Source organism: Nonlabens marinus S1-08 (assembly GCF_000831385.1).
Classification (GTDB): domain Bacteria; phylum Bacteroidota; class Bacteroidia; order Flavobacteriales; family Flavobacteriaceae; genus Nonlabens; species Nonlabens marinus.
In genome coordinates, this window is sequence record NZ_AP014548.1 from 1,594,080 (window position 1) to 1,619,405 (window position 25,326).

Below are 25,326 nucleotides of genomic sequence, written 5' to 3' on the forward strand. Positions count from 1 at the left end.
TGCTGGAGACTCATAAACAAACCTATAAGCCATAATTAGGCTTAAGATTAAATTTAATATTCAGGTAATCTGGGCAACGCATCTCATTTCGTTTGTATTTCAATTATTGAATCCGATTTTATAAACCGTTTTGTTGCTTCATCGTATTTACTAAGCGGGAATTTCAACTGAATAATTTTTTTTGTAGATGTAACCGAGACATTTGTAAAATCAATTTCTTGTTCTAGGTTTATTTCTGTTTTTTTCTCTTCCAAAAACCAATACTTCTTTTCAGTCACTTCATAACAACAACAGGCGCCCATAAAACCCTGATATTTTGAATAAATCACATTTTTTTCGTTTTCAGCCTTTATTTCATTCGGATAAATTGGGTAAAGAGTTATCGATGTCAAAAGACCAAAAAACACTCCGCCGAACAACCAAAAACATAGAGTCAATACCGGTGTGATAATATAATAACTATAATATATGATCACTTTATTCATTGGTTTGATACTCCAGAAAAAGAGAAATGTGCCGCTTATATAAACTAACAATACTATGAAATATGTCAACTCATAGTTCAAGCCCACACCAATCATAGTTTTAGCTATGAAATTCAATAGAACAAACACTAAAAGTAATAAATGAACCTTAGAGGATAATTCTCTAATTTTTGTTTGCTTCATAATCTGAATAATTAGCTTTTAAAAAGCACTTCATATTTGCCTGCTATCTTCCTTGAATCGTGAAGGTTGATGACATGAGCTCGAGCCTTTTTGCCTATCTCAAGTATGGATTGAGGTTCTTCAATAAATCTCGATAGCTCATCTACTAAATATGAAATGTCAGGCTTAGCATCGACAGCAGGCACTTCTGACAACCCATGCGCATTTAGATAGGCGTCTCCAGCTCCTGCAAAAACAACCTTGCCACGCAGCATCGCTTCTAGTGCATTATAACCTTGATCATAACTCAATACTTGATCCAGTAAAATGTGAGCATCCTGAAATTGCTTCATATACTCTTTATAGGGTAAATTTTCAGCTACCGTGATTTTTACTTTAGCACCATATTTTGCCTTGATAAATTCGAGTGCTTCTTCAAAGTAATTAATACCCTTTTTCCAGTAATTGGGTCGATTGATTCCTAGAAAGATCTGGATGACTGATAGGTTTTCGTTTTGCTCCAGGTCGTATTTTGAAGTGTCAATGGCGGCAGGAATAATTTCTGTTGCCTTCGGTTGCTGGGTCAAGGACATGGCGTAGTCTGTATTGCTAGGAATAATGGCCTCACATCGATCTAATAACCACTGATAGTTAGCTTGATATCCATCACCTAAATATTTGTAGGTATGCCCTAAAAAAGGTTGGAGTGCAGGGTCGCTCTTTACAGCATCTAAAATGCTGTACCCATCATGCCGGGTCGTCAAGTAATCTGCATAATGGTAATCATCGCCGCAAGCTGCAAGAAAACAGAGACCATTATTTTGTACTAAATATTTCAGCATTTTCCGCTCCACGGGAGGTTCGCAGCCAAATGGATTTGAATTGATAAATTGTACGATGTCAAAATCTTTGAGAAGGTGTTCGCTTTCGCGAAAGCGTGCTAACCTCAAATTATCTTCAAGATTGCGGCCAGTTACTTTCCACCAGCCTACTTTGAATTTTTCGCGAAACCAATTGCGCCTGTAGTAATTACTGGCGACCAAAACGTCCACCGGGAGATCTTTGAATCCATCACCATCGCCCACGAGAGTCACCTCGTGACCTAATAGTTGCAGACCATGTTTGAGCGAATTGTGGAAATTACTGTATTCGCCTACCAGCAGAATGCGCATAAAAAGTACCTTTGGGATAAAGATAAGCCCTTGCGCAATTACACCACAGACGATCTTGAAATTCTCATCGCGACCATGGATCGGGAGGATTTATTGTTTTTGGAGGCTATTTTTTTGAAGCCTTTGCATGAGATTCCCGCGCACATTGTGGTTGTCAATCAAGGTAAAACAAAGCGATTAGCGTCTGATATCTCGACTATCAGAGTTATTAACGATCCTAATTATGGTTTGAGCCGCAGTAGAAACCTAGGGCTACAACACTCTCAAAAAGACCTGCTCTGGATACTGGACGACGATTGCGTGATCATGCCAGGCTCGCTTCAGAAAATTGCCGAAGCACATTCCTTATCAGATGCCGCTATACTTACATTTCAAACGGTTGATCCTAATGGGGAATTAGTTCGTAATTATGAGAAGGTGGAAAGTTCGCTTTCGCGAAAGCGAATTGAAAAAGTCCTCTCTCCTGAAATTACTCTAAAACGGTCCTCTATTTTAGAAAATGGATTAAGTTACAATCCCAGATTTGGATTAGGAGCGCAATTTCAAGACAGCGAGAATCATATTTTTTTAATGGACGCGCTTGATAAAAATGTTCAAATTCAATTTATTCCAAATACTATAGTGTCGCACGAGCGCTCGACCAGTAGCGACGATGCTGATAGCAATAGGGTTATTTATGCCAGAGGGGCACTTGCTGGCAGGCGCAACTATTACACCGCTGGTTGGTTTCAATTGAAATATGCACTGTTCCTGTGGCGTAAGGGTTATGTAAGGAATTTGAAAGAATTAATTGGGAAGACTCGTGTTTTTGGTCACGGCGTTGAGGATTACCTATGGGGTTTTGAGAGCCATCGCAATCACCATCTGGATCTATAGTATATTTGAGAAATGAAGCATCAGTTAATTGACATTCCTAAAATTACAGATCCACGAGGTAATCTTGCTGTGATAGAAGGCGGCACGATACCTTTTAAGGCATGCCGAGTCTATTATTTATATGATGTGCCTAGTGATAGTCATAGAGGTGGTCATGCGCACAAGCAATGCGAATCTTTATTGATCGCCTTGAGCGGTAGTTTTACCGTCAGGCTATATGATGGGAAATCATGGCAAAATATTTTGCTCAATAAACCCGACAAAGGATTATTAATTCCTACGATGCTTTGGCGAGAATTAGAGGATTTTTCTAGCGGCGCGGTTTGTTTATCAATTGCCTCACACGATTTTGATGAGGAAGATTACATTAGAGAATTGAGCGAATTTGAATTACTCGCCAGCTCTTAAATGAAAACCTAAATTTCCTAAAACGCGTTGTGTTTTTTTGAGCGATTTAAGCTGTAATCGACTCATATTGATCAATTTTGTTTGCTTTCCGTTCAAATGTTCCATTTCGATCGCTTGCTTGTATTGAGTGGCATTTTTAATGTCGTTCTCCATGCGGTAGGCAAGGGCAATGGCATACCTGTTTAAACTCAAGTATTTGCCCAACCCTTCATGATTCTCAACGTTCCCATCGTAGGTCTTAAAGTCAGGAAAACGTCGCAACTTCATATCCACACGATCAGATCTATTCATAGCGGTCTCGTCAATAGATACCGTGACTTTTTTAGTAAAGGCTACCGGGACATTCATACCAATGCGAATGAACCAGTCGATATCTTCAAAATGAGTGTAAGACTTGTTGAATAAACCTATGGTTTCTAACGCCTTAGTTTCTACCATCACGGTAGAGCAACGCAGTACAGGATTCAAAAAGTTATTAGTGAAAAAGAATTCTAGCTGTTGCTGCTCATTTTCTAGCAGATTAGAGAATTTAGTTTTGTAGGTTTTGCGTGGGCGTTTTAAAATATAGTTCGTAGCAAAAGCTCGAGCATTAGGGAAACTTTGAGTCAGCTTGATCAACGTATCCAAATGTGTGGGCTGCCAGTAGTCGTCTGCATCCAGTAGCGCTACATAGGTGTAATTGTTTTCTTGGGCGTAGTTTAATCCTATATTTCTAGCAGCACTCACTCCTTGATTGGTTTTTTGAACGAGTACTTCAACAGCATCAGACTTCAGGTCTTGCGCAATGCTCGCACTGGCATCAGTAGATCCATCATCGACAATCAAAATTTTATAATCAGTATAGGTTTGCTGTAAAACAGAGTTTACTGCTCGAGAAAGGGTGGCGGCTTTATTATAAACCGGAAGGATTACTAAAATATTCATGTCCCTAAATTAAGCGTTTTCATTAACTTTAAAATAGAGCATTCATCAGTAAAATCTTTTAAGCTATTAGCTCTATGGTCTTGGTCTTCTTTATCAAATATTTTCACAGATAAACTTTGGATGGCTTCTTGCCATTCTCTCGGTGAACTAGCAATACTTACCAATGGCTCTAATTGCTTTTCAGTCATCATTTTATGATTAGCGATCACATGCCTTCCGTTGAATAGCGAAGTAAGCAATTTCAATTTAAGCCCGCTGGCTTGCGTGGCCATCATCAAATGAATTTGTGCGTGGGAAATTAATTGTTGTAGTTGCGCAACGTCAGGATTAGCTATCAATGTCGTGTTCGAATTCATTTCAGCTGCTTTAATCAATTTTTGGGTTGGATTTTTTCCTGCAATGATCAAAGGGTAATCGAACTTTAGAAAAACCTCGTTTATCAAAAACAGCGCTGCTTTTTCGTTCTCAATTACATCTAGACTCCCATGAAAAAGGCTGTAGGATCCTAACGCAGGTTTTAATTCTTGAAGTTTATTCCCGTGAAAGGCAGTGATTTTAGTAACTAATGGTGTTTTAAACTGATCCTGAAAGTGCTTATGGTCGTGGCTACTTATAGAAAGCAAATGTTGTGCGTGTTTCAACACAGGCTCAAAACGTTTCAATCGTTTCGCTTCTTCTTTGAAAAAAAGTTTGCTAGGTAAAGAAGCCTGACTAGAAAGCATTTTATAATACTCATGCTCAATATTCATACATCGAACTACTTTGGTTTTATCCTTTAGCGATGGATGATTTAAATAATAACAACAATGAATACCTTCAAAAATAATTGGGCCATCTGCCCGGGTTAATCTATCTAGTAATAAGGAGTCACGCCTGGAGTAAACGATATAGGGCAATGAAGTGGATATTCCAGCAACTCCTATTTTCCTTTTGTAGTAATAGACTTTGGAGCACAATTCTTCTAGATGAGGCTGGCGCTTTTTACCCGCATATTGAAAACAATGCAGCGTAATTTGAACACCTTTTTCTGAAAGACATTTAATCTGATGGTACACATCGATAATTCCTCCGTAATTAGCTGGATAAGGAATATCAAAACTAACGATGTGTAACTGTGACATTACACAGTCTTTTGAACTACTTCAAAGACTTCGCCGTCATCACATTTAAGGGTTTTAGAAGGGTATTTTAAAATGAGCGCGTAGTCATGAGTGGCCATCAAAATAGTATTTCCATTTTTATTGATGGTTTGTAAAACTTCCATAATCTCAACACTGGTTTGTGGGTCTAGGTTACCGGTAGGCTCATCTGCAATAATTAATTCGGGATCATTGAGTAATGCCCTAGCGATGGCAACCCGTTGTTGTTCCCCACCGGAAAGTTCGTGTGGGTATTTAAAGCCTTTAGTTTTCATTCCGACTTTGTCTAAAACGGTATCGATGCGATCTTGCATTTCGGTTTTATTCTTCCAACCAGTAGCTTTTAAAACGAACTTTAAATTATCTTGAATGGTACGATCTGTAAGCAACTTGAAATCTTGAAAGACGACTCCTAGTTTGCGACGCAGGTAGGGTATTTCGCTTTCGCGTAAGCGGGCTAAATCAAAATCTACAATGCTACCTTTACCTTTTTTCAAGGGAATGTCGCCGTAAAGCGTTTTCATCAAGGAACTCTTTCCACTTCCTGTTTTACCAATTAGGTACACAAACTCGCCTTTATCAATGTTAAGGTTCACATCTTTAAGGATTAGGTTGTCCATTTGAAAGATATCAACATCAGATAGCGATAGCACATGGTTTGACATAAAGTAGATTTTAAGGTAAAAATACATAAAGCTGTGGATAACCTAGCGTATAATTAATTGGTAAATCTGCCGTTAGTGAGATGTTGGAATTTAAATTTACCTACTGACAAACTAAAGTTCACATGAGGAAATTGGCATTTACCGCGGCACTTCTTTTAAGCGCCGTTTCTACAGGTCTGGCTCAACAGTCTAAGATATTTACAGATCATCTGCGCAACTACAACACTGCAGTGGATTTATACCAGGAAGATCAATACATCGCTGCGCAACGTCTATTTGAAAAAGTAGTGGAGCAAGCAGAGGATGAGACCATCAAAGGAAATGCTGCTTACTATGCGGCAAACTGTGCCGTGCGTCTGAGCCAGCGCAATGCAGATCAAATGGTAGAAGATTTTGTAGAGCAATACCCTACCTCTACAAAACGCAACAGCGCTTTTATTGATGTGGCCGATTATTATTTTGAGAGCGGGAATTACCGCAAGGCATCCCAATGGTATGAAAAGGTGGATGAGAAAAACCTATCTAGAGAACAAAAGACTCGGTACTATTTCAATACAGGATATACCCTAGTGCAAAGTAACAAGTTTGACGAGGCAAAGCCTTTTTTGAATCGAGTGAGCGATGATCCAGAATACGGATCTAAAGCAAAATATTACTTAGGATACATCGCCTATGAGGGTGACGATCTGGAAACGGCAGATGAACTTTTTAGCGAGGTAGAAGAAGCCCCAGAAACAGATGCTAAGCTCTCCTATTATCAAGCAGATTTGAATTACAAACTTGGTAGGTTTGAGGAAGCCATAGCACTTGCTGAAAAGCAAATGCCTACCTCTAATCGCCAAGAACAATCAGAACTCAATCGTATTATTGGTCAATCGCTCTTCAATCAAGGCAAGTATCAAGAAGCATTACCATACCTGCAAAAATATCAAGGAACTCGTGGTAAGTGGAATAATAACGACTACTATCAGTTGGGTTATACTTATTACAAGTTGGGAGATTTTGAAAATGCGGTAGAGACTTTTAATAAAATTATCGACGGCGAGAATACTACAGCTCAAAATGCCTATTATCATTTAGGTCAAAGCTACATCAAGCTCAATCGTGGGGAGGATGCACTCAATGCTTTCAAAAAAGCGAGTGAAATTGCATTGGATGAGCAAATTACTCAAGATGCGATGTACAATTATGCAAAGCTGAGTTATGAAAATGGGAATCCTTATGAAAGTGTCCCTGCAGTAATCCTTAATTACATAGAGACCTATCCAAAAGCAGATAATAAGGATGAGATGAACAAATTGCTCATCGATTCTTATTTCACTTCTAAAAATTACGGAGAAGCCATAGCCTTGTTAGAGGATGGTAGGATACGTGGCAACGAAAACGTGTATGGTAAAGTCACTCTTTACCATGGTTTAAATTTATTTACTAGTGGTGATTATCAAGGAGCCAAAGAAAATTTAGACAAAGCCATCAAAAATCTAGAAGAAAAAAACCTGGAGAAGAAAGCGAGGTTTTGGAAAGCAGAAACTTTATACCAGCTCAATGATTTCAATGGTGCGTTAGCAGAGTTTGAACGTGTCAAAAATATTTCGGCGTCAATTGAAGAGGATGATTTACTGGATTATGATATGGGGTACACCTACTTCAAACTTAAAAATTACACTTCCAGTATCAATGCTATGGAACGTTTTGTAGCTCAGAAATCCAGCGACAGAGTTCGTACTAATGATGCCTATATGAGAATAGGTGATGCCAACTTTGTCTCAAAAAAATACTGGCCAGCGATTGAATCCTATAACCAGTCTATCAAAATGGGTGGCGCCAGTGCAGATTATGCTACGTTCCAGAAGGCGATGTCTTATGGATTTATAGATCGAGTGGATAGCAAGATTCAGGAATTAAACACTTTTCTAGACAATTTCAAATCATCCCAATATCGGGACGATGTGTTGTATGAATTAGGAAATACCTACATCAATACTAATAAGGTATCTAGCGGTATCCAGACTTATGACCGCTTGATTAGGGAGTTTCCAGACAGCCGTTATACTGCTCCGGCAATGATGCGTAAAGGTTTACAGTTTTACAATGACAATCGACTTGATGAAGCTTTGACTGTTTTCAAACAGGTAGCTTCTAAATATGCGGGAACGCCCCAAGCCGTGGAAGCGGTGAGCAGTGCTCGATTGGTATATATTGATCAAGGAAAAACAGCTGATTATGCCCAGTGGGTGCGAGGTTTAGATTTTGTTGATGTAACAGATTCTGAGCTGGATGATACGGCCTATGAAAGTGCAGAACGTCCTTTTCTACAAGGGAACATGAGCAGCGCGACTCGAGAACTGGAGAAGTATTTAAAGCAATTTCCTAACGGGAAGTATGCGTTGCAGGCACATTTCAATCTGGCACAAGCCTATTTTTCTGAAGGCAATAAGAGTGCGAGCATCCCGCATTATCAATATGTGGCAGACCGCGAGCGCAGTGAGTATTCAGAGCAGGCTTTGGCAAGACTGGGCGAGATATTACTCAATGATGCGGTGAGCGATGGTGGGGATAGAAAGTCCGCTTTCGCGAAAGCGATACCCATACTAATCAAACTGGAAGCAACGGCAGATTTTCCACAAAACAGAGCTTATGCACAATCCAACTTGATGAAAGCTTACTATGAAACCGAACAGTTTGACAAGGCGGTCAATTATGCCAATAAGGTGTTAGGGGATAGCAATACAGATGATACGGTTCGTGCTGATGCTCAAGTGATCATTGCACGCAGCTCTTTTAAGCGCAATGACATGGCAGCTGCAAAAAAAGCCTATGCAGACGTGTTGAAAAACTCTAGCGGTGCCATAGCTGCGGAAGCTACTTTTTACAAAGCCTATTTTGAAAACCAAGAAGGCAAGCACGATCAGGCTATCGCAACAGTTCAAAACTTGTCAAAAAACTATGGAAGTTACAAACTATGGAGCGCGAGAGGGCTTGTGGTCATGGCAAAAAGTTATGATGCCACTAAGCAGACCTTGAATGCCGTAACTCTATTGCAGGGTGTAATTGACAATTTCTCGCAATACCCTGAAATTGTTGAACAAGCTAAAACAGAACTGGCACGCATTAAAAGCGTACAAGCTAAAACCAACTCATCCATAGTACCATCAAACAATTAAGAATGTATATGAACTCTAGATATATAACGACAGCAGTTGCCTTGCTATTTACTGGCGCGGTACTTTTTGCTCAAACTAAGGAAGAGGAAGATCGATTGAATGGCGGTACCATCACGGTAGTGAAAGCTTACGACCCTTCAGTGGCAGACGCGTTTAAAGTAAAGAGCCTGCCTCAATTAAACGATACCACAAAGATTCAGAAGAAAGCGGTCACTTACAGCATCTTTTCAGTACCTGTGGCGTCAACATTTACTCCAGCAAAAGGGAAGCTTTCTCGATTGAAGCCTAGACAACGCCCACAGTACTATGACAATTATGCTCGATTAGGATTTGGTAATTATGGAAACATAGTTGCTGAATTTGCTGGTAATATTGAAGTAGATCGTGATAGCGATTTTGGGATCTTCTTAAATCACAACTCTTCATTAGGCGGTATTGATGAGGTTATGTTAGACGATTCTTACCTGGATACAGCACTCGATCTTTCTTATGGACATCGTTCTAAAAATGCAAGTTTTGGAATCACAGGTGGCGCACGCTATCAAAAAGCGAATTGGTACGGTATTTATGAGCCCTTGAATGCGCAATTAGTAATGACTAATCCGCAAGATACAGACGTTGATATCAGCTATTTATCTTACGGTTTAGGAGGGAATGTGGATTTCTTTGATTCTGTTTTTAAAGAATTAGAATTAAAGTTGACTGGAACTTCAACTAGTGAAGACGCAAGCGAATACAGAGCCAGATTACTCCCTAAATTAGGATTTGACATAGAAGGAACGGAAGTTAGTCTAGGTCTTGAGGTCGATTATCTGGCTGGGACTTTTGATACTCAAGGCTTGCGTCCAGCACAGACAGATTATTCATATGTTAGCACAGGACTAAACCCTAAAATCAATTTATACGACGACAATTATAAATTAGAATTAGGTGTCCATGTAAATTATCTAACTGATCTCGAATCCAATGAGGGAGATTTTAAGTTTTATCCAGATATCAACGCGAGTTACAGGTTGTTAGAAGATCAGGTAATTGCATACACTCAAATCTTAGGAGGAAGAGATATGAACAGCTTACAACAGTTTGCAGATGAAAATGTGTTCTTAGCTCCTGCAATCGATATCCAGCCTACCAATAGAACTATTGACGCCCAGTTAGGATTGAAAGGTAAAATTTCTAATAATTTCGGATATAAAGTATTCGGTGGGTACAAAAAGGAGAACGATCGTTACTTCTATACAAAAGATGTGGGTAGAGTTTTGATTGTAAATGAAGGCGCCACTTTAGGGAATGTCTTTTATACGCAATATGGTGATTTAGAAACCACCTTCTTTGGTGGGTCTTTAAGTGTGGATGTCAGTTCTAAGTTCAATTTAACAGTCACTGGAAGAAGCATGACTTACGAGGTGACTAATGGGCCTAATTTTGAGAACACGGCCTCGCAACTTCCTGAATTTACAGCAGATATCGTCGGGACTTATCAAATCAACGATAAAATTGATGTAGGAACCACAGTTTACTTGGTGGGGGAGCGCGATGTGTATCGCAACGGTTTCGGTGTAGAGTCTCTCGATTCCTTTATTGATTTAAATCTAGATGTGAATTATAAAATCAATTCAAAGCTTACTGCTTTTTTACGAGGTAATAATTTGACTGGCGGTAATTATCAGTACTACTTGGATTATCCAGTTCAGGATCTACAAGTTATGGCTGGTGCTGTTTATAAATTTGATTTTTAATAGCATTTCGCTTTCGCGAAAGCGAACCTAACACGATTTCTCACATTAAAAAGACCACGAATTGTGGTCTTTTTTAGTTTGTAAGAAGTTGAAACGTTCCTTGTACGCCAAACCCAATTGAGATAAGGAGAGGCACTCATTATAAGCTAAACAAGTGGAGTCTCGATAGCCATTTGAAAAGTGATTTTAGAAAGCGAACAGCATGAGACTTTTACACCTCAAACTTAAAATCTATAGCCAAAATTAACTCCAAATCTAGGCTCTACAGCACCTAGATCGCCGTATTTGTCTTCTGGAACATTCCCCAAAGCTCTGAAAATTTCACCATTTAGACTTAAAGAGAATTTATCTGCAAAAAGCCATTTGTGACCTAATCCAAAACCGGCTGAAAAACCTCCAATATCGTACTTATATGTATTATCTCTAGAGATCAAATCTCCATTATTATCATAAGAATAAAATCCATCATCAACAGTCACATCTCCTGTTCGTGCTTTTAACGCTGGGTAGAAATAGAAACCATAATGATCCTTTACTTTAGAAAAGTAAATTAGATATGCAGCGCGCAAACTTATAGCACTGCTTTCCTCTAGGTAGCCTGCATCATAATAACCATAGGTGTCAAAGGCGGTAACACCTACAAGTATGGATTGATTACTGGGCAATAGCCGCTCATAGTTGACATTAAATGACCCAGCAATGACAAGATCAAGAAGGTTAGTGGTAATCTCATTTGTTCTTTTGAGATCTTCATTTTCTGTAACCGTATCCTGAGCGACAGTAATTGCGGTGAACAGCAATAGAGAGAGAATTAATATTTTTTTCATTTTTTAATTAAAAAGTTAGCTGACCGAAAAGTAATACAAAACCAAATGCAATCGTATTTACTGAAATATTAAATTTCCCTTCCCCATCTTCAATGTAAATTGGACAAATTCAATTGAAAATATCTTTAGGTTCTACCGCTTAGGAATATGCAACATCAAATCAATTTATCATCGTAAGTTTTGATAGCGATTTTGCAACATCTAAATTATATAAAGATGCTCGCTTAAAATAGTTGACAGCTGCACTGGCCATGGCAAGAAATCATTTGGCTTATCTACTCAAAAAGCATCAATTTGCTATAGAAGACTTTATGTAGTTATTTGAATTTTTGATAATATCGATTGTCTTAAAACTTCATAACTTTCGCCAAAACTGCATTTACCTTATTTTTACCACATGAAAAAAATATCCTTCTTTGCCCTTTTAGTTTGCCTCATCAGTTGCCAAAATAAAGACGCCGACAATTATGTAGATGCTATTTATCAAAATGGAACGATCTATACTGTAGACAATGAGTTTTCTACAGCTACCGCAATGGCAGTTCGTGACGGGAAAATAATCGCTGTTGGTTCTCAGGACGATATTGATGCTCTTAATCTTAAAGCAGATACAATTATTGACCTTGCTGGTCAATTCGTATACCCTGGACTTATTGATGCACATTGCCATTTTTACAGATTTGGGCAACAATTACAGCAAGTAGATTTAGTGGGGACCACCAGTTATCAGGAAGTATTAGATAAGGTAGAAGCTTTTCAAGAAAAAAATAATACGGCGTACATCATAGGTCGCGGTTGGGACCAGAACGATTGGGATATTAAAGAATATCCTACTAAAGCTGAATTAAGCGAACTGTTCCCAGACACCCCAGTTGCATTAACACGCATTGATGGTCATGCTATGATTGTAAATGATGCTGCTCTTAAGCTGGCAGGGATCGATAGAAACACTCCGTTTTCTGGTGGTGATATTGAGCAAAAGGATGGTGAGCTAACGGGAATCTTAGTTGATAACCCAATGGAGTTGATTGAAAAAACCTTTCCAGTAGATAGTCGCAAAGCAGATGTGGAGGCACTGATGGATGCGCAGGAAATTAATTTTAGTTATGGATTGACGACCGTGGACGATGCAGGTCTAAACCGCAACACCATCGAACTGATTGATAGCTTACAGCAGGCAGGAGCTCTCAAAATGAAGGTTTACGCTATGGTGAGTAATACACCAGAAAATCTGGATTATTATCTAGATAAAGGCATCATTAAGACGGATCGATTGAATGTTAGATCTATCAAGTTTTATGCTGACGGCGCTTTAGGATCTCGCGGTGCAGCAATGAAAGAAGAGTATTCTGATAGAGAAAATCACTTTGGGGCATTATTGAGTAGTGTAGAAGACTTCAAAAAAACAGCAGAACGTATCGCTGCTACTGATTATCAAATGAACACACATGCCATAGGCGATAGCGCAAACGTTGTTGTATTGAAAACGTATCGCGAACTATTAAATGACATGCCAGATAGAAGATGGCGCGTAGAGCATGCTCAAATTATCAGCCCAGCTGATTTTGAATATTTTGACCGCGATAGAATTTTACCTTCTGTACAACCTACCCACGCTACAAGTGATATGTACTGGGCAGAAGATCGAGTGGGAGCGGAGCGTATAAAGGGGGCTTATGCTTATCAAAAGCTGTTGGATCAATCTGGAATGGTTGCTTTAGGTACAGATTATCCAGTGGAGCAGGTGAATCCATTTTTAACTTTCTATGCAGCAGTTGCCAGACAAGACACGAGTGTGTATCCTGAAAATGGATTCAATATGCAAGATGCCTTGTCCAGAGAAGATGCTTTGCGTGGTATGACCATCTGGGCAGCCTACTCTAATTTTGAAGAGAAAGAGAAGGGGAGTTTAGAAAAAGGAAAATCGGCTGATTTTATGATTCTTAAAGAAGATCTCATGAAAATGCCGATTCAAAATGTTCCTACATTGAAAGTACAAGCTACATACATCAATGGAGAGAAGGTTTATTGAGCCTCCCTCAATTTTTTAGCTTCCTCAGGAGTTGTGCCTTCTGTTTCTAGTTTCCAGTCTAGATAACGGTGCAAGTCAGAATCGATCCAGCCTACTACAATGGTTAATACCGTGATATCATCGATATACCCTAAACCAGGGATAAAATCAGGAATCATATCAAACGGGCTTAATACATAAAGTAATGCGCCTCCTATCGCAGCAATGGTAAACCATGGAACAGCTTTATAATTACCCTTACGGTAATCTTTAATCATCATCATCATTACATCTACGAGCTTGTAGTATTTCTTTAACACCTTCACGGTAGACATGAGAAAGGACAATTTGCCTTCGCGTTTTATTACCTCATCCACTTCTTCAGTAGTGGTTTCGTTCGTTTGTTCTAGTACATACTCATCGTCTGGAGTGAAATAGTTTTTTAGTTTCATGTAGCAAATATTTGATTAAAGTCTTTGAATGATTTGAATTCTAAGGCATTTCCACTAGGATCTTTGAAAAACATAGTCGCCTGTTCGCCAGGCAAACCTTCGAATCGTATGTACGGCTCGATGATAAACTCGATGTTTTTGTTTTGTAACGCTTTCGCGAAAGCGTGAAACTTATCCCATTCCAGCACAACACCAAAATGCGGGACTGGCACTGCTTTCCCGTCCACCGCATTCACAGCCTCTGGAGCAATATTCTCACTTATATGAATCACCAATTGATGCCCGAAGAAATCAAAATCGACCCAATGATCACTACTACGGCCTTCTTTCATGCCTAGTGTGTCCCGATAAAATGCGCGAGTGGTGGTAATTTCCTTTACTGGAATTGCGAGATGGAAAGGTGTTAGATTCATTATCTAAAAATAAAAAAAAGCCATCCCATTGTGGGATGGCTCAGGTTAATGTATTCTCAAAGTTTACAGGACTCCGTCAGCAATACCGTAGGTTACAGCTTCTTCAGCGCCCATCCAGAAATCCCGATTAAAGTCTTTCATCACTTTTTCAAAGCTTTGGCCACAATTATCTGCTAAGATTTGTGCGCTTAACTCTTTAGTTTTCAATATTTCTTTAGCAGTTATTTCAAGATCTGCTCCAGTACCTCTGGCGCCACCACTTGGCTGGTGTATCATTACGCGCCCATGCTTTTGCATAAAGCGACGTCCTTTCTCACCACCAGACAATAGGATACTTCCCATACTTGCAGCAAGCCCACTACAAACCGTACTTACTGGGCTTTTGATTTGCTTCATAGTATCATAGATGGAAAAACCTGCGGTTACATAGCCACCTGGACTATTGATTACAAAAGTTATCTCGTCATTACTTAAAGAATCTAAGTACAATAAGCGATCTACACAGTGTCTTGCGGTCTTGTCGTCTACCATTCCCCATATAAACAGCTTGCGTTGTTCAATGAAATTTTCGTCAATTTTATCTTGGAGTTTTGTCAACTTACTCATTCAATTTTGTTTGGGTTAAAAATAATAAAATCTAGCCAAGCAATCTGTTGCAATGGTCTTAAATAGTCTCTTGCCCTTCACCATACTCCCGCTTATAGATCTTAATCAATAAAAGGAATAAACTAATAAGCAAGGGGCCGAAAATTAGACCTATAAATCCAAACAAAGGCACTCCCACAACGACTCCAATTAGAGTAATTAATGGGTGTATATCTGCCAATCGTTTTTGAACAATCAAACGGAAAAGATTATCTGTAGATCCTACTACCACAGCTCCGTATATCAGAATTCCTAATGCTGCTTGTGTATTTCCCTGAGCTAGTAAAAGCAGGCAAACTGGTGCTATTCCTAATGCGGTACCCACAAACGGTATCATACTACCTATAACAGTAATTCCGAACCAAAAAAATGGGTTTTCGACTCCAAAGATAAAATAGCCTACTAATGCAACAGCCCCTTGCATTAATGCTACCAATGGAATCCCTAAAGCATTTGATTTTACAAGATCGATACTTTCTTTGCCTATATCTTTTATGTTTTTCTTTTTAAGCGGTAAATAAGCAATACTTGCCTCTTGCCAAATTTTTCTATTCACTAACATGTAGTATAATAGGAAGAACATGACACCTACCGCAATGAATATGGTGATGCTGGAACTGGCAATATTGCTGATCAAATAGGACAATCCATTTTTGATTTGGTCGCTATCAACTGTAGGTACGATATCGTAACCTATAAAGGATTCGATCTCCTTAATTTGTCCTTTAATTTTAGAGGTAATCTCCTCACTATTAGAAATAGCATCTTTAACTTGTGTTGAAAATAGCAACGCTAAACCAGCTATGGGCAGTAATATACCTAGCGCAGCACCTATCATTAATACAGTTGCAGCAAGCCATGGTTTCCAGTTGTGTTTTTCTAATGAGCGCTGCAACGGGACAAGGATTACATAAAGAGTGATCGCAGCGAGGACACCTCCTAAATAAGGAACCATTTCAACGGCAATCAAAACGGCGATAGCAGTTAGAATTAACAGGACAAAGACCTGCCTTATGATGCTCGCTGGAATTTTTTGATTCATCTAGTGATTACGTAAAGCGTTGATCAATTCTTTTTTATTCATAGAAGACCTGCCTTCAATACCTATTTTTTTGGCTTGCTCATACAATTCTTCTTTAGTACGCTCTTCGTAGGGGTCAGCTTTACCACCTTTTTTACCACTATCCTCAGTGTTTGCTATACGAGCTGCTTTTTCTTTGGAATAGCCTTCTTCTCGTAGAGCTTCATATTGATCTTCATTTTTTATACTAGGTCGTTCCATAGTTTTTTGTTTAAAGATAAACTTTTGTGGGACCTATTTATTTAGAGAAAACTTAAGATTTGCTCTACCACCTCCTCCGTATGCAAGCTATGACCGCCGGTTTTTGAAAAATAAACTGTTGAATTGCTAGAATTAGCAGCTATTTGCTCCATACTTGTATGTGGTACAATCCTGTCTTCTTTACTGTGAACTAAAAGAATGGGACACTTGATCTTTGAGATAAAATCTTCAGTATTAAATTCATGTATGTAAAACCCATAAATACTGTGTAATAATTTATCGAGACTCAGGTAAACGCTATTAGTAAATCTTACGAGGTTTTGGTAATCACGCATGATCACTTCTAGTTTGTTAGGGCTGCCTAGCAACACCATTTTCTCAACAAACACATGAGGTGTTTCGGATTCTTGAAAACTGCTTGCCATAGCACCTACACTATGACCTATAATAATTTCAGGTTGATATAACTCTACCACCGTGCGGATGACTCGTGAATATTTGACTGCCGTGAAATTTGTACCGTCAGATTTACCATGAGCAGGTGCGTCTAATGCGATTATGGAATACCCTAATTCACGAAGAGGATCGATCAAATACTTCCACCGCCAAGCGTTAGATTCCCATCCATGCGCCATAAACACGGTCTTCCCAGTTCCTTCCCAATAATACAGCTGAATCATTCCTTCTTCAGTGACCAATTTTTGTTGATGCGCAGTTTCCAAAAATTCTTTTTGAAATTCAAGCACTTTACCTTTTCTGGGAAAACTGAAGACTTGAAGTGCTTTTTCCGCACCTCGCTTTTTAGAAAATATGGAAATGGTGTTAAAGTAAAAGCCGTACAACTTAGGTACGGCTTTGTTTATCATTTTCTTGATCATGTCTTACCAGCTTATAAAAACAAATTCAGGTGTGGCTGTGTCTGGTATCATCGTCTTTTCAATAGGTGCTGTGATATCAAATTTGGTTTCAGCAGGAAGTACGTCTTTACTGATGGTAAAATAAAAGTTTTCCTCATTTACCCAGATGACAGCGCTATTAATCATGTTGTCTATATCACCAACTTTGTAGGCTTCATTAATGGTTTTAAAATCACTTTTGATGGTAACGCCTTTTGCCGTAGCAAAACGTTCATCCCGTACTCTTACGTTTTCAATGGTAGAGGTGCTATCAGAATCATAAGGTGTTAAGGTTAATAAATGTGTGCCTCCTTTTTCAAATATCTCGATGGCGTTAGGTCCATTCATGAACTCATCACCATTGGTGCTAGTAACAATGCTATCATTAGCAAATAAACTATCAATTTGGTAAACTTTAGAATCTTTGGTCAACATGCCTATACGATCCTTATTCCATTCAAAAGGATCTTGCTCTTTTTCACAGCTAGCAAAAACAACAACTACAAGTACTAATAAAAATAATCTCTTCATGGGTTTGTTTAAAAATGTAAAATTACAATGGCTACTATGACTAGCCAATTAATAAAAGGTTTCTTTCCAATTCCTAAAATAGGAACAACTCACTAGTTCCTCTTAAATTTCTTAGAAATCAGAAATATGTTACTAAGAGCAGCATATAATAATATACTTCTTACTTCATAGCCTTAGCTAGAATCCCCATGACTCCTCTAATAAAGGTAGCACTGGTTAACACTTTAATGATAGGATTCTGCTTAGAGCTGGATCTGCGAGAGGTGGTTGTGGTTGTCTTTGCTCGCTCTTTTTGTGCTTTTTCTTTTATTTCATCTTCATGTGCCTTTTCAATTTTTTCTTGAAGGAGCTCTTCCGCACTTTCTCTATTAATGGACTCGTTGTACTTGTCTGTTAATTCTGAATCTGCTATCAAATCGTCCAGTTCCCTATCTGTCAATACATCCATCCTGCTTTCAGGGGCACGCAATAATGTGGCGGCTAATGGACTAGGTCTTCCTTTCTCATCTAGTGCAGATATTAAAGCTTCACCTATCCCTAGGGAAGTTAACACCTCAGCCGTATCATAATATTCACTGATAGGATAGTTTTGTGCCGTCAATTTGATGGCTTTTCTATCCTTGGCGGTAAAGGCGCGCAATGCATGTTGTATTTTCAGTCCTAGCTGACTCAAAACACCTTCTGGAATATCGGCCGGGTTTTGAGTTACAAAATAGACACCTATACCCTTGGAACGTATCAGTTTAACGATACTTTCTATCTGGTTTAACAAGGCTTTGCTAGCTTCATCAAAAATGAGGTGCGCCTCGTCAATAAAGAGTACTAATTCAGGCTTGTCGGCATCTCCTTTTTCTGGAAAGGTACTGTAGATTTCCGCTAACAGACTAAGCATAAAGGTAGAGAACAACTTTGGTCGATCTTGAATATCAGTCAATCGTATGACGTTGACATAGCCATGTCCATTTTTATCTTTTCGAACCAGATCTTTCACTTCAAAACTGCGCTCACCGAAAAACAATTCGGCTCCCTGTTGTTCCAATTCTATGAGTTTACGTAACATAGCTCCAGTGGATGAAATGGATACCCGCCCATAGCTCTCTTGAAATTCTTCTTTTCCAGCTCCTGTAGCATATTGCAATACCTTTTTTAGGTCATTGAGGTCCAGTAAAGGCAACTTATTATCATCGCAATATTTAAACACCACACTAATAATTCCAGCCTGTGTCTCGGTAACATCTAAAATTCTAGATAGGAGCACAGGGCCGAATTCACTTACTGTAGCCCTCATACGCACCCCAGCCTGATCAGAGATAGTCAAAATTTCTACAGGGCTGGAACGCTTTTTAAAATCTAGTCCTATTAATTCGTGACGCTGATCAATTTTTTCATGGCCTGGACTTTCTGCAGCAATACCAGATAAATCTCCTTTAATATCCATTAATAAAGTGGGCACTCCTTGTTGAGAAAGCTGTTCGGCTAGAATTTGTAGAGTTTTAGTTTTTCCAGTTCCTGTCGCTCCCGCAATCAATCCATGGCGGTTCATTGTTTTTAGTGGGACTTTCACATGTGCACCGTTAATAGCAACTCCATCAAGCATAGCAGCTCCCATTACGATGGATTCACCTTTAGGGCTGTAACCTTCTAAAATGAATTTTTCAAAATCGGCTTGTTGAGACATAGATCTGGATTTGAAACAAATGTAAAATAAAATAAAAGCCTTTTGGAATCTGAATATAAGATCACTTCTTTTTCAATTTGACAATTATTTGATTGTGAGTAGGATTCAAAAAGTGAACAAGTAAGGATCTGGTATGGGCAGTACTGCGGAATGAATTATTTTTGCATTCTCATGGAAAAGAAGATACAAGATCAGGTGAATGCCGGCACTTTACTGCCGCTTATGGAGGAATTCTATACCATACAAGGGGAAGGATTCCATACGGGCACTGCTGCTTATTTTATAAGAGTAGGAGGTTGTGATGTAGGCTGTCACTGGTGTGATGTAAAGGAAAGCTGGAATGCAGACACGCATCCACCTACCCACATCGACCAGATTATCGATCATGCTGCACAGTGGAGTAAAACCATAGTAATCACAGGTGGGGAACCGCTTACCTGGGATATGGAGCCGTTGACGCAAGGCTTGAAAGATCGTGGGATGACGGTACATATTGAGACCAGCGGCGCTTATCCGTTATCCGGTGCTTGGGATTGGATCTGTTTATCCCCTAAGAAAGTGAAAATGCCGGTTGCAGAAATCTACAAAGAAGCACATGAGCTTAAAATGATCATTTATAATAAAAGTGATTTCGCTTTCGCGAAAGCGGAAGCACAAAAAGTTTCTGCGACTTGCCAGCTTTTTTTACAGCCTGAATGGTCCGTAAGAGAAAAAATGATCCCGCAAATCACGGAATTTGTGATGCAAAACCCAGAATGGCGCGTGTCTTTGCAAACCCATAAGTATTTAAATATCCCTTAAGGCTGCACCACTTTAAAATTTAGGCTTGCGATACGATTATCCCAACCCATAAACATGGTGCCACCATCAAAATCATCGACAATTGTGATGGAAAATGACTCAATGGATTCTGGTGCCGGAGTAACATTCATGGGCGCTTTGAGTACGTTGTTTTCTTCATTGTAATTAGTTCCCCATTGTGTGGTGTCCGTATTTAAGATAAAGGTCCATTCGTCCTCATTAGGCACTGTATATATGCTGTAGGTTCCAGCGGCAACGGTCTCGTCTGCAATTATCACATCTTTGTAAAATGTAATTTCTGTAGCTTCATTAGCTCCTGTTCTCCATACTTGCTCGTAAGGTACCAGCTCGCCAAAAACCGTTCGATCACGCTTGGAAGGCCGGCTATAAATGACTCTTGCAATAGCAGATTGATCTGCATCACGATACATCACTACATCTAGCGGACTTTTGTCCAAATCAGAAAATTTTAAATCCTGGCTATGTAGGTCATTTGAGATAAAAAAAGAAGCTAAAAGTATGAGAATGTATTTCATAGCATTGGTTTTAATACAAACTAAAATTCTTGATTTTTAGTATGTGACGCTATTAATAATTTGTTAATAACTTAAAGTCGTTTAACTGCTCGAACAGCCAGTAAACACTAATGGTTTGCTATATTTGTTTATTACGCACAAAAGCAAATATTTACTAGGATTTTATGAGCGAGGATAACAAGAAAAATTACGGTGCTGATCAGATTCAGGCACTGGAAGGAATGGAGCATGTACGTATGCGTCCATCCATGTATATTGGTGATGTAGGTACTCGTGGTTTACACCATTTGGTCTACGAGGTAGTGGATAATTCCATTGATGAGGCATTAGCAGGTCACTGTGATAATATCGAGGTGATTATTAATGAAAACAACAGTGTTACTGTTACTGATGATGGTCGTGGAATTCCTGTTGATATCCACAAAAAAGAAGGGGTTTCTGCTCTTCAGGTCGTTATGACTAAGATTGGAGCAGGTGGAAAGTTTGATAAAGATTCTTATAAGGTATCTGGTGGATTGCACGGTGTAGGTGTGAGTTGTGTGAACGCACTTTCAGATCACCTCAAAGCGACGGTTTACCGCGATGGTAAAATTTATGAACAGGAATACGAACGCGGTAAAGCAATGTATCCAGTTCGCGAGGTTGGAACTACGGATAAACGAGGTACAGTAATTACATTCTTACCTGACCGCTCTATATTCCAACAAACAGTTGAATACAACTATGTAACACTAGCAAATCGATTGCGTGAGCTTTCTTTTTTAAATAAAGGAATCCGTATCGTTTTGATAGATAGACGAGTAAAGGATGAAGATGGGAATGTGATTGAAGAAGTATTTCAGTCAGAAGAAGGGTTGAAGGAGTTTATCCGTTTCTTAGATGATACTCGCTCACCTATTATTGCTGACGTGATTTCCATGGAAGGTGAAAAGAACGACATTCCTGTGGAAGTAGCGATGATTTATAACGATAGCTATTCTGAGAATTTGCACTCTTATGTAAATAACATTAATACGCACGAGGGTGGAACGCACTTGAGTGGTTTCCGTCGTGGGTTGACTACTACTTTAAAGAAATATGCTGACGCTTCGGGTCTTTTAGACAAGTTGAAGTTTGACATTTCTGGAGATGATTTTAGAGAAGGATTGACTGCTATTATCTCTGTAAAAGTTCAAGAGCCTCAGTTTGAGGGACAGACAAAAACTAAGCTAGGTAACCGTGAGGTGACCAGTGCAGTGTCTCAAGCGGTTTCTACCATGCTAGAAGATTATCTAGAGGAAAACCCAGCAGATGCTAAAACGATTGTGCAGAAAGTGATACTGGCAGCCACTGCTAGACACGCAGCTCGTAAGGCTCGTGAAATGGTACAGCGTAAAACAGTAATGAGTGGTGGCGGCCTTCCTGGGAAGCTTTCTGACTGTTCTGAAACTGACCCTACACAATGCGAGGTATTTCTAGTTGAGGGAGACTCCGCTGGTGGAACGGCTAAAATGGGACGTGACCGTAACTTTCAGGCCATTCTTCCTTTGAGAGGTAAGATTCTTAATGTGGAAAAAGCCATGCAACACAAGGTTTTTGAAAACGAAGAAATCCGTAATATCTACACCGCACTAGGGGTTACTATAGGAACTGAAGAGGATTCTAAAGCCTTGAATCTAGACAAATTAAGATATCACAAAGTAGTCATCATGTGTGATGCTGATATCGATGGTTCGCACATTGCTACATTAATTCTAACGTTCTTCTTTAGATACATGAGAGAGCTTGTAGAAATGGGGTATATCTATATTGCCACACCACCTTTATATCTATTGAAAAAGGGTGCTAAGAAGCGATATGCTTGGTCTAATAAGGAGCGAGATGAAATCAATGAAGAGTTTGGTGGGTCTGCTGCGATCCAGCGCTATAAGGGATTAGGAGAGATGAATGCAGACCAACTGTGGGATACAACAATGAATCCTGAATTTAGAACTCTACGTCAAGTAACTATTGATAGTTTACCTGAAGCTGATCGTATTTTCTCCATGCTGATGGGTGATGAAGTGCCACCACGTCGAGAGTTTATTGAGAAAAATGCGATTTACGCAAACATAGACGCATAAGTTTACGTAAATACAATATATCTTATCCCGTAGCGATTCCTATCGTTGCGGGATATTTTAGTTAAAGAATCGTTCTTATCGATTTGTAATGTTAAAACCCTAATTATGAAAAAAGCACTTATTGTAATCACCGCACTGTCGTTTACCACTATATCTAAAGCTCAAGACGGGCTCTCTGACATTCTTGCAGCAGGTTTAGATGTAGCAACCTCTTATACGAATTCCTATTCAAAACCAGCTGCAGAAGCGTTTTCGTATAACTTGTCCGCCGGATGGTACGACGATGCACGAGTTTTACGTCAAGGAAAATTCAATGTAATTCTTAGAGCCCAAGCGACCTTTGCCCAAGAGGAAGAAAAATCTTTTGTTCTGGATCCGCAAGAGTATCAACGATTGCTTCAAAATTCTTACGATCAAACCAATAATCCACCGGCAGATATTCGGGTAACCTTTGGTGATGGGAACAATTCCCCTCGTTTGGTAGCTACTGCTCTGGGGTCAAACGATCCCTCGCAGTCCTTATTAATAGTGTCGAGAGATCGAACCACAGGTATTGAGACCAGTCGTAATGAAATCACGTTAGCTCAAGGACTAGGAAATGCGGGAGTTGATTTTGTTCCTTCGGCATTTCTACAAGTAAGTTATGGGTTAGGTGCAGGATTAGAGTTGAAAGCCAGATTTGTCCCTAAGGTTCAAATTGATGAGGCAGAAATAGGCTTGTACGGTGGTGCCATACAATGGCAGTTGACAGATGTTTTTGATAAAAACAATGTACTTCCAGTAGATATTTCTTTGCTGGCTGGGTACAGCCAGCTTGACGCGAGCTATGATTTTGAAGATGGTGCGGTGGTTGAAGGTGTGGATCAACGATTGGAAACTACCTCAGGAAGTTTGACGCTATCGCTCATTGCGGGTACTGATTTTAAAGTGCTTAATTTTTATGGAGGTATCAATTACAATGCTGGTTCAACTGAATCTGACTTATTGGGAACGTATACGGTGCGCAGTTCTAGCAGTGTGTTCCCTTTTGCCCAAACCTATGAAGATCCTATATCAGTAAAAACAGATGTTAGCTCTGCTCTAGGAACTGTAGGGACGAAGCTTACATTAGGTTTTTTCCAGGTGAATGCTGGTTATACATTTGGAGCTTTTGATACAGTTAATGGCGCCATTGCATTTAAATTCTAACAGCTTATCCTTTAGAAACCAAATCAAGCTTTGAGATAGATTTAAACAAAAAGAGAGACCTTTTTAATATCTTTATAGCTCGAATAAAAAATGTTTTCCAAAACCGCATGATGCGGGTTTAAAGGAAAACTATTTAACCCATTATTAAAAACCATTTTATGAAAGTTACCGTAGTAGGAGCAGGCGCAGTAGGCGCAAGTTGTGCAGAATACATTGCGATCAAAAATTTTGCTAGCGAGGTTGTATTATTAGATATCAAAGAAGGATTTGCTGAAGGTAAAGCCATGGATTTGATGCAAACCGCATCACTTAACGGCTTTGATACTAAAATTACAGGTGTTACTAACGATTATTCTAAAACTGCGGGTAGTCATATTGCGGTAATAACATCGGGAATCCCACGTAAACCAGGAATGACTAGAGAAGAGTTGATAGGTATCAACGCTGGTATTGTAAAATCTGTGGCTGAGAGTATTGTCAAAGAATCTCCAGAAGTTATTCTTATAGTGGTTTCTAATCCTATGGACACGATGACCTATCTAGCACACAAAGCTACAGGATTACCTAAACACCGCATTATAGGGATGGGCGGCGCACTAGACAGCGCACGTTTCAAATACCGTCTTGCTGAAGCTCTAGGAGCACCTATATCTGATGTTGATGGAATGGTGATAGGTGGACACAGTGATACAGGAATGGTACCCTTGACTAGATTGGCAACACGCAATAGTGTTCCAGCAAGCGAATTTCTAAGTGAGGATCGTTTGAATCAAGTATTAGAAGATACTAAAGTTGGTGGAGCTACATTGACTAAATTATTAGGAACAAGTGCCTGGTATGCGCCTGGAGCTGCCGTTTCAGGATTGGTACAAGCCATTGCTTGTGATCAGAAAAAAATATTCCCTTGTAGTGTATTACTAGATGGAGAATACGGGCTTTCAGATTTATGTATAGGAGTTCCAGTCGTGCTGGGCTCTAAAGGAATCGAAAAGATTGTGGAAATCGATCTTACAGATGCAGAGAAAGAACACATGCAAAAAAGTGTTGAAGGTGTAAAGGCAACAAATGATTTGTTGTAACCCTTTCATTTAAAGTATTTAAACCGTTCGGGATTTCCTCGGACGGTTTTTTTATGCCCTAAAACCTGATTCCAGTACCTAATGGATTGGAAGCTGCTGAAACTGATGATATTCCGCTTTCGCGAAAGCGGAAAAACCACCTGACTCAATA

24 protein-coding genes are annotated in these 25,326 nt (G+C 39.3%); 9 read left to right on the forward strand and 15 right to left on the reverse strand.

From position 1 onward, the window contains the following. Positions 1-83 precede the first annotated feature (83 nt). Both NMS_RS07270 and NMS_RS07275 read right to left on the reverse strand, forming a co-directional pair. On the reverse strand, positions 84-668 hold the full coding sequence (locus NMS_RS07270) for a hypothetical protein (RefSeq protein WP_041496108.1): 585 nt from the start codon (positions 666-668) through the stop codon (positions 84-86). 11 nt (positions 669-679) lie between these two features. Then, positions 680-1,819 (reverse strand): glycosyltransferase family protein, encoded by a 1,140-nt coding sequence (locus NMS_RS07275; RefSeq protein WP_041496109.1) that lies wholly within the window; start codon positions 1,817-1,819, stop codon positions 680-682. Positions 1,820-1,849: 30 nt separating this feature from the next. Between NMS_RS07275 and NMS_RS07280 the strand changes: the two genes are divergently transcribed. Further along, complete coding sequence (locus NMS_RS07280; RefSeq protein WP_158448968.1) at positions 1,850-2,695, forward strand: glycosyltransferase family 2 protein; 846 nt, start codon at positions 1,850-1,852, stop codon at positions 2,693-2,695. Positions 2,696-2,707: 12 nt separating this feature from the next. Next, positions 2,708-3,103 carry a sugar 3,4-ketoisomerase gene (locus NMS_RS07285; protein WP_041496111.1) on the forward strand — a complete coding sequence of 132 codons (396 nt, stop codon included), beginning with the start codon at positions 2,708-2,710 and terminating at the stop codon, positions 3,101-3,103. On the opposite strand, the gene NMS_RS07290 is transcribed toward NMS_RS07285, so the two are convergent. Genes NMS_RS07290 through NMS_RS07300 form a run of 3 tightly spaced genes read right to left on the reverse strand, consistent with a single transcriptional unit; the run spans position 3,086 to position 5,831 of the window. Beyond that, on the reverse strand, positions 3,086-4,027 hold the full coding sequence (locus NMS_RS07290) for a glycosyltransferase family 2 protein (protein WP_041496112.1): 942 nt from the start codon (positions 4,025-4,027) through the stop codon (positions 3,086-3,088). The genes NMS_RS07285 and NMS_RS07290 overlap by 18 nt on opposite strands. Beyond that, positions 4,024-5,148: a glycosyltransferase family protein gene (locus tag NMS_RS07295; protein ID WP_041496113.1), complete on the reverse strand. Its 1,125-nt coding sequence runs from the start codon at positions 5,146-5,148 to the stop codon at positions 4,024-4,026. Before NMS_RS07295 ends, NMS_RS07290 begins: the two co-directional genes overlap by 4 nt. Continuing rightward, entirely contained in the window at positions 5,148-5,831 is a 684-nt protein-coding gene (locus NMS_RS07300) for a cell division ATP-binding protein FtsE (protein ID WP_041497563.1), read from the reverse strand. Before NMS_RS07300 ends, NMS_RS07295 begins: the two co-directional genes overlap by 1 nt. Positions 5,832-5,953: 122 nt before the next feature. Here NMS_RS07300 and NMS_RS07305 point away from each other — a divergent pair, with 122 nt between their 5' ends. Beyond that, positions 5,954-8,995 (forward strand): tetratricopeptide repeat protein, encoded by a 3,042-nt coding sequence (locus NMS_RS07305; RefSeq protein WP_041496114.1) that lies wholly within the window; start codon positions 5,954-5,956, stop codon positions 8,993-8,995. Positions 8,996-9,003: 8 nt separating this feature from the next. After that, positions 9,004-10,734 carry a TonB-dependent receptor gene (locus tag NMS_RS07310; protein WP_197539482.1) on the forward strand — a complete coding sequence of 577 codons (1,731 nt, stop codon included), beginning with the start codon at positions 9,004-9,006 and terminating at the stop codon, positions 10,732-10,734. A 224-nt stretch (positions 10,735-10,958) separates the two neighbouring features. Here the strand turns inward: NMS_RS07310 and NMS_RS07315 are convergent, their stop codons facing one another. After that, positions 10,959-11,561, reverse strand: coding sequence for a hypothetical protein (locus NMS_RS07315; RefSeq protein ID WP_041496116.1), 603 nt, complete (start codon positions 11,559-11,561; stop codon positions 10,959-10,961). A gap of 397 nt (positions 11,562-11,958) precedes the next feature. Between NMS_RS07315 and NMS_RS07320 the strand changes: the two genes are divergently transcribed. Continuing rightward, the gene (locus NMS_RS07320; RefSeq protein ID WP_041496117.1) at positions 11,959-13,593 is read left to right on the forward strand and encodes an amidohydrolase; all 1,635 of its coding nucleotides are present in this window, start codon (positions 11,959-11,961) and stop codon (positions 13,591-13,593) included. On the opposite strand, the gene NMS_RS07325 is transcribed toward NMS_RS07320, so the two are convergent. From NMS_RS07325 to NMS_RS07360, 8 genes are all read right to left on the reverse strand, one after another. Continuing rightward, positions 13,587-14,024, reverse strand: coding sequence for a YkvA family protein (locus NMS_RS07325; protein WP_052476818.1), 438 nt, complete (start codon positions 14,022-14,024; stop codon positions 13,587-13,589). The genes NMS_RS07320 and NMS_RS07325 overlap by 7 nt on opposite strands. Continuing rightward, positions 14,021-14,437, reverse strand: a complete 417-nt coding sequence (locus NMS_RS07330; RefSeq protein ID WP_173405821.1) for a VOC family protein — start codon at positions 14,435-14,437, stop codon at positions 14,021-14,023. Before NMS_RS07330 ends, NMS_RS07325 begins: the two co-directional genes overlap by 4 nt. Before the next feature lie 63 nt (positions 14,438-14,500). Continuing rightward, positions 14,501-15,043, reverse strand: a complete 543-nt coding sequence (locus NMS_RS07335; RefSeq protein ID WP_041496119.1) for a ClpP family protease — start codon at positions 15,041-15,043, stop codon at positions 14,501-14,503. A gap of 58 nt (positions 15,044-15,101) precedes the next feature. Continuing rightward, positions 15,102-16,124, reverse strand: a complete 1,023-nt coding sequence (locus NMS_RS07340) for an AI-2E family transporter (RefSeq protein ID WP_041496120.1) — start codon at positions 16,122-16,124, stop codon at positions 15,102-15,104. After that, positions 16,125-16,364: a DUF7218 family protein gene (locus tag NMS_RS07345; RefSeq protein WP_041496121.1), complete on the reverse strand. Its 240-nt coding sequence runs from the start codon at positions 16,362-16,364 to the stop codon at positions 16,125-16,127. 41 nt (positions 16,365-16,405) lie between these two features. Then, positions 16,406-17,242, reverse strand: a complete 837-nt coding sequence (locus tag NMS_RS07350; protein ID WP_231862371.1) for an alpha/beta hydrolase — start codon at positions 17,240-17,242, stop codon at positions 16,406-16,408. Between the two features lie 3 nt (positions 17,243-17,245). Further along, positions 17,246-17,791: a hypothetical protein gene (locus NMS_RS07355; protein ID WP_041496122.1), complete on the reverse strand. Its 546-nt coding sequence runs from the start codon at positions 17,789-17,791 to the stop codon at positions 17,246-17,248. Between the two features lie 160 nt (positions 17,792-17,951). Next, a complete protein-coding gene (locus NMS_RS07360; RefSeq protein WP_041496123.1) occupies positions 17,952-19,469 on the reverse strand; it encodes a helicase HerA-like domain-containing protein in 1,518 nt (505 codons plus the stop codon). 171 nt (positions 19,470-19,640) lie between these two features. Here NMS_RS07360 and NMS_RS07365 point away from each other — a divergent pair, with 171 nt between their 5' ends. Further along, positions 19,641-20,270 (forward strand): 7-carboxy-7-deazaguanine synthase QueE, encoded by a 630-nt coding sequence (locus NMS_RS07365; RefSeq protein WP_041496124.1) that lies wholly within the window; start codon positions 19,641-19,643, stop codon positions 20,268-20,270. On the opposite strand, the gene NMS_RS07370 is transcribed toward NMS_RS07365, so the two are convergent. Beyond that, entirely contained in the window at positions 20,267-20,806 is a 540-nt protein-coding gene (locus NMS_RS07370) for a DUF2911 domain-containing protein (RefSeq protein ID WP_041496125.1), read from the reverse strand. The genes NMS_RS07365 and NMS_RS07370 overlap by 4 nt on opposite strands. 164 nt (positions 20,807-20,970) lie before the next feature. Here NMS_RS07370 and gyrB point away from each other — a divergent pair, with 164 nt between their 5' ends. The 3 genes from gyrB (at position 20,971) to mdh (ending at position 25,175) form a co-directional block, all read left to right on the forward strand. After that, positions 20,971-22,908, forward strand: a complete 1,938-nt coding sequence (gene gyrB, locus NMS_RS07375) for a DNA topoisomerase (ATP-hydrolyzing) subunit B (RefSeq protein WP_041496126.1) — start codon at positions 20,971-20,973, stop codon at positions 22,906-22,908. 105 nt (positions 22,909-23,013) lie between these two features. After that, positions 23,014-24,096 carry a DUF6588 family protein gene (locus NMS_RS07380; protein ID WP_041496127.1) on the forward strand — a complete coding sequence of 361 codons (1,083 nt, stop codon included), beginning with the start codon at positions 23,014-23,016 and terminating at the stop codon, positions 24,094-24,096. A 158-nt stretch (positions 24,097-24,254) separates the two neighbouring features. Further along, positions 24,255-25,175, forward strand: coding sequence for a malate dehydrogenase (gene mdh / locus NMS_RS07385; protein WP_041496128.1), 921 nt, complete (start codon positions 24,255-24,257; stop codon positions 25,173-25,175). The last annotated feature ends 151 nt before the right edge of the window (positions 25,176-25,326 follow it).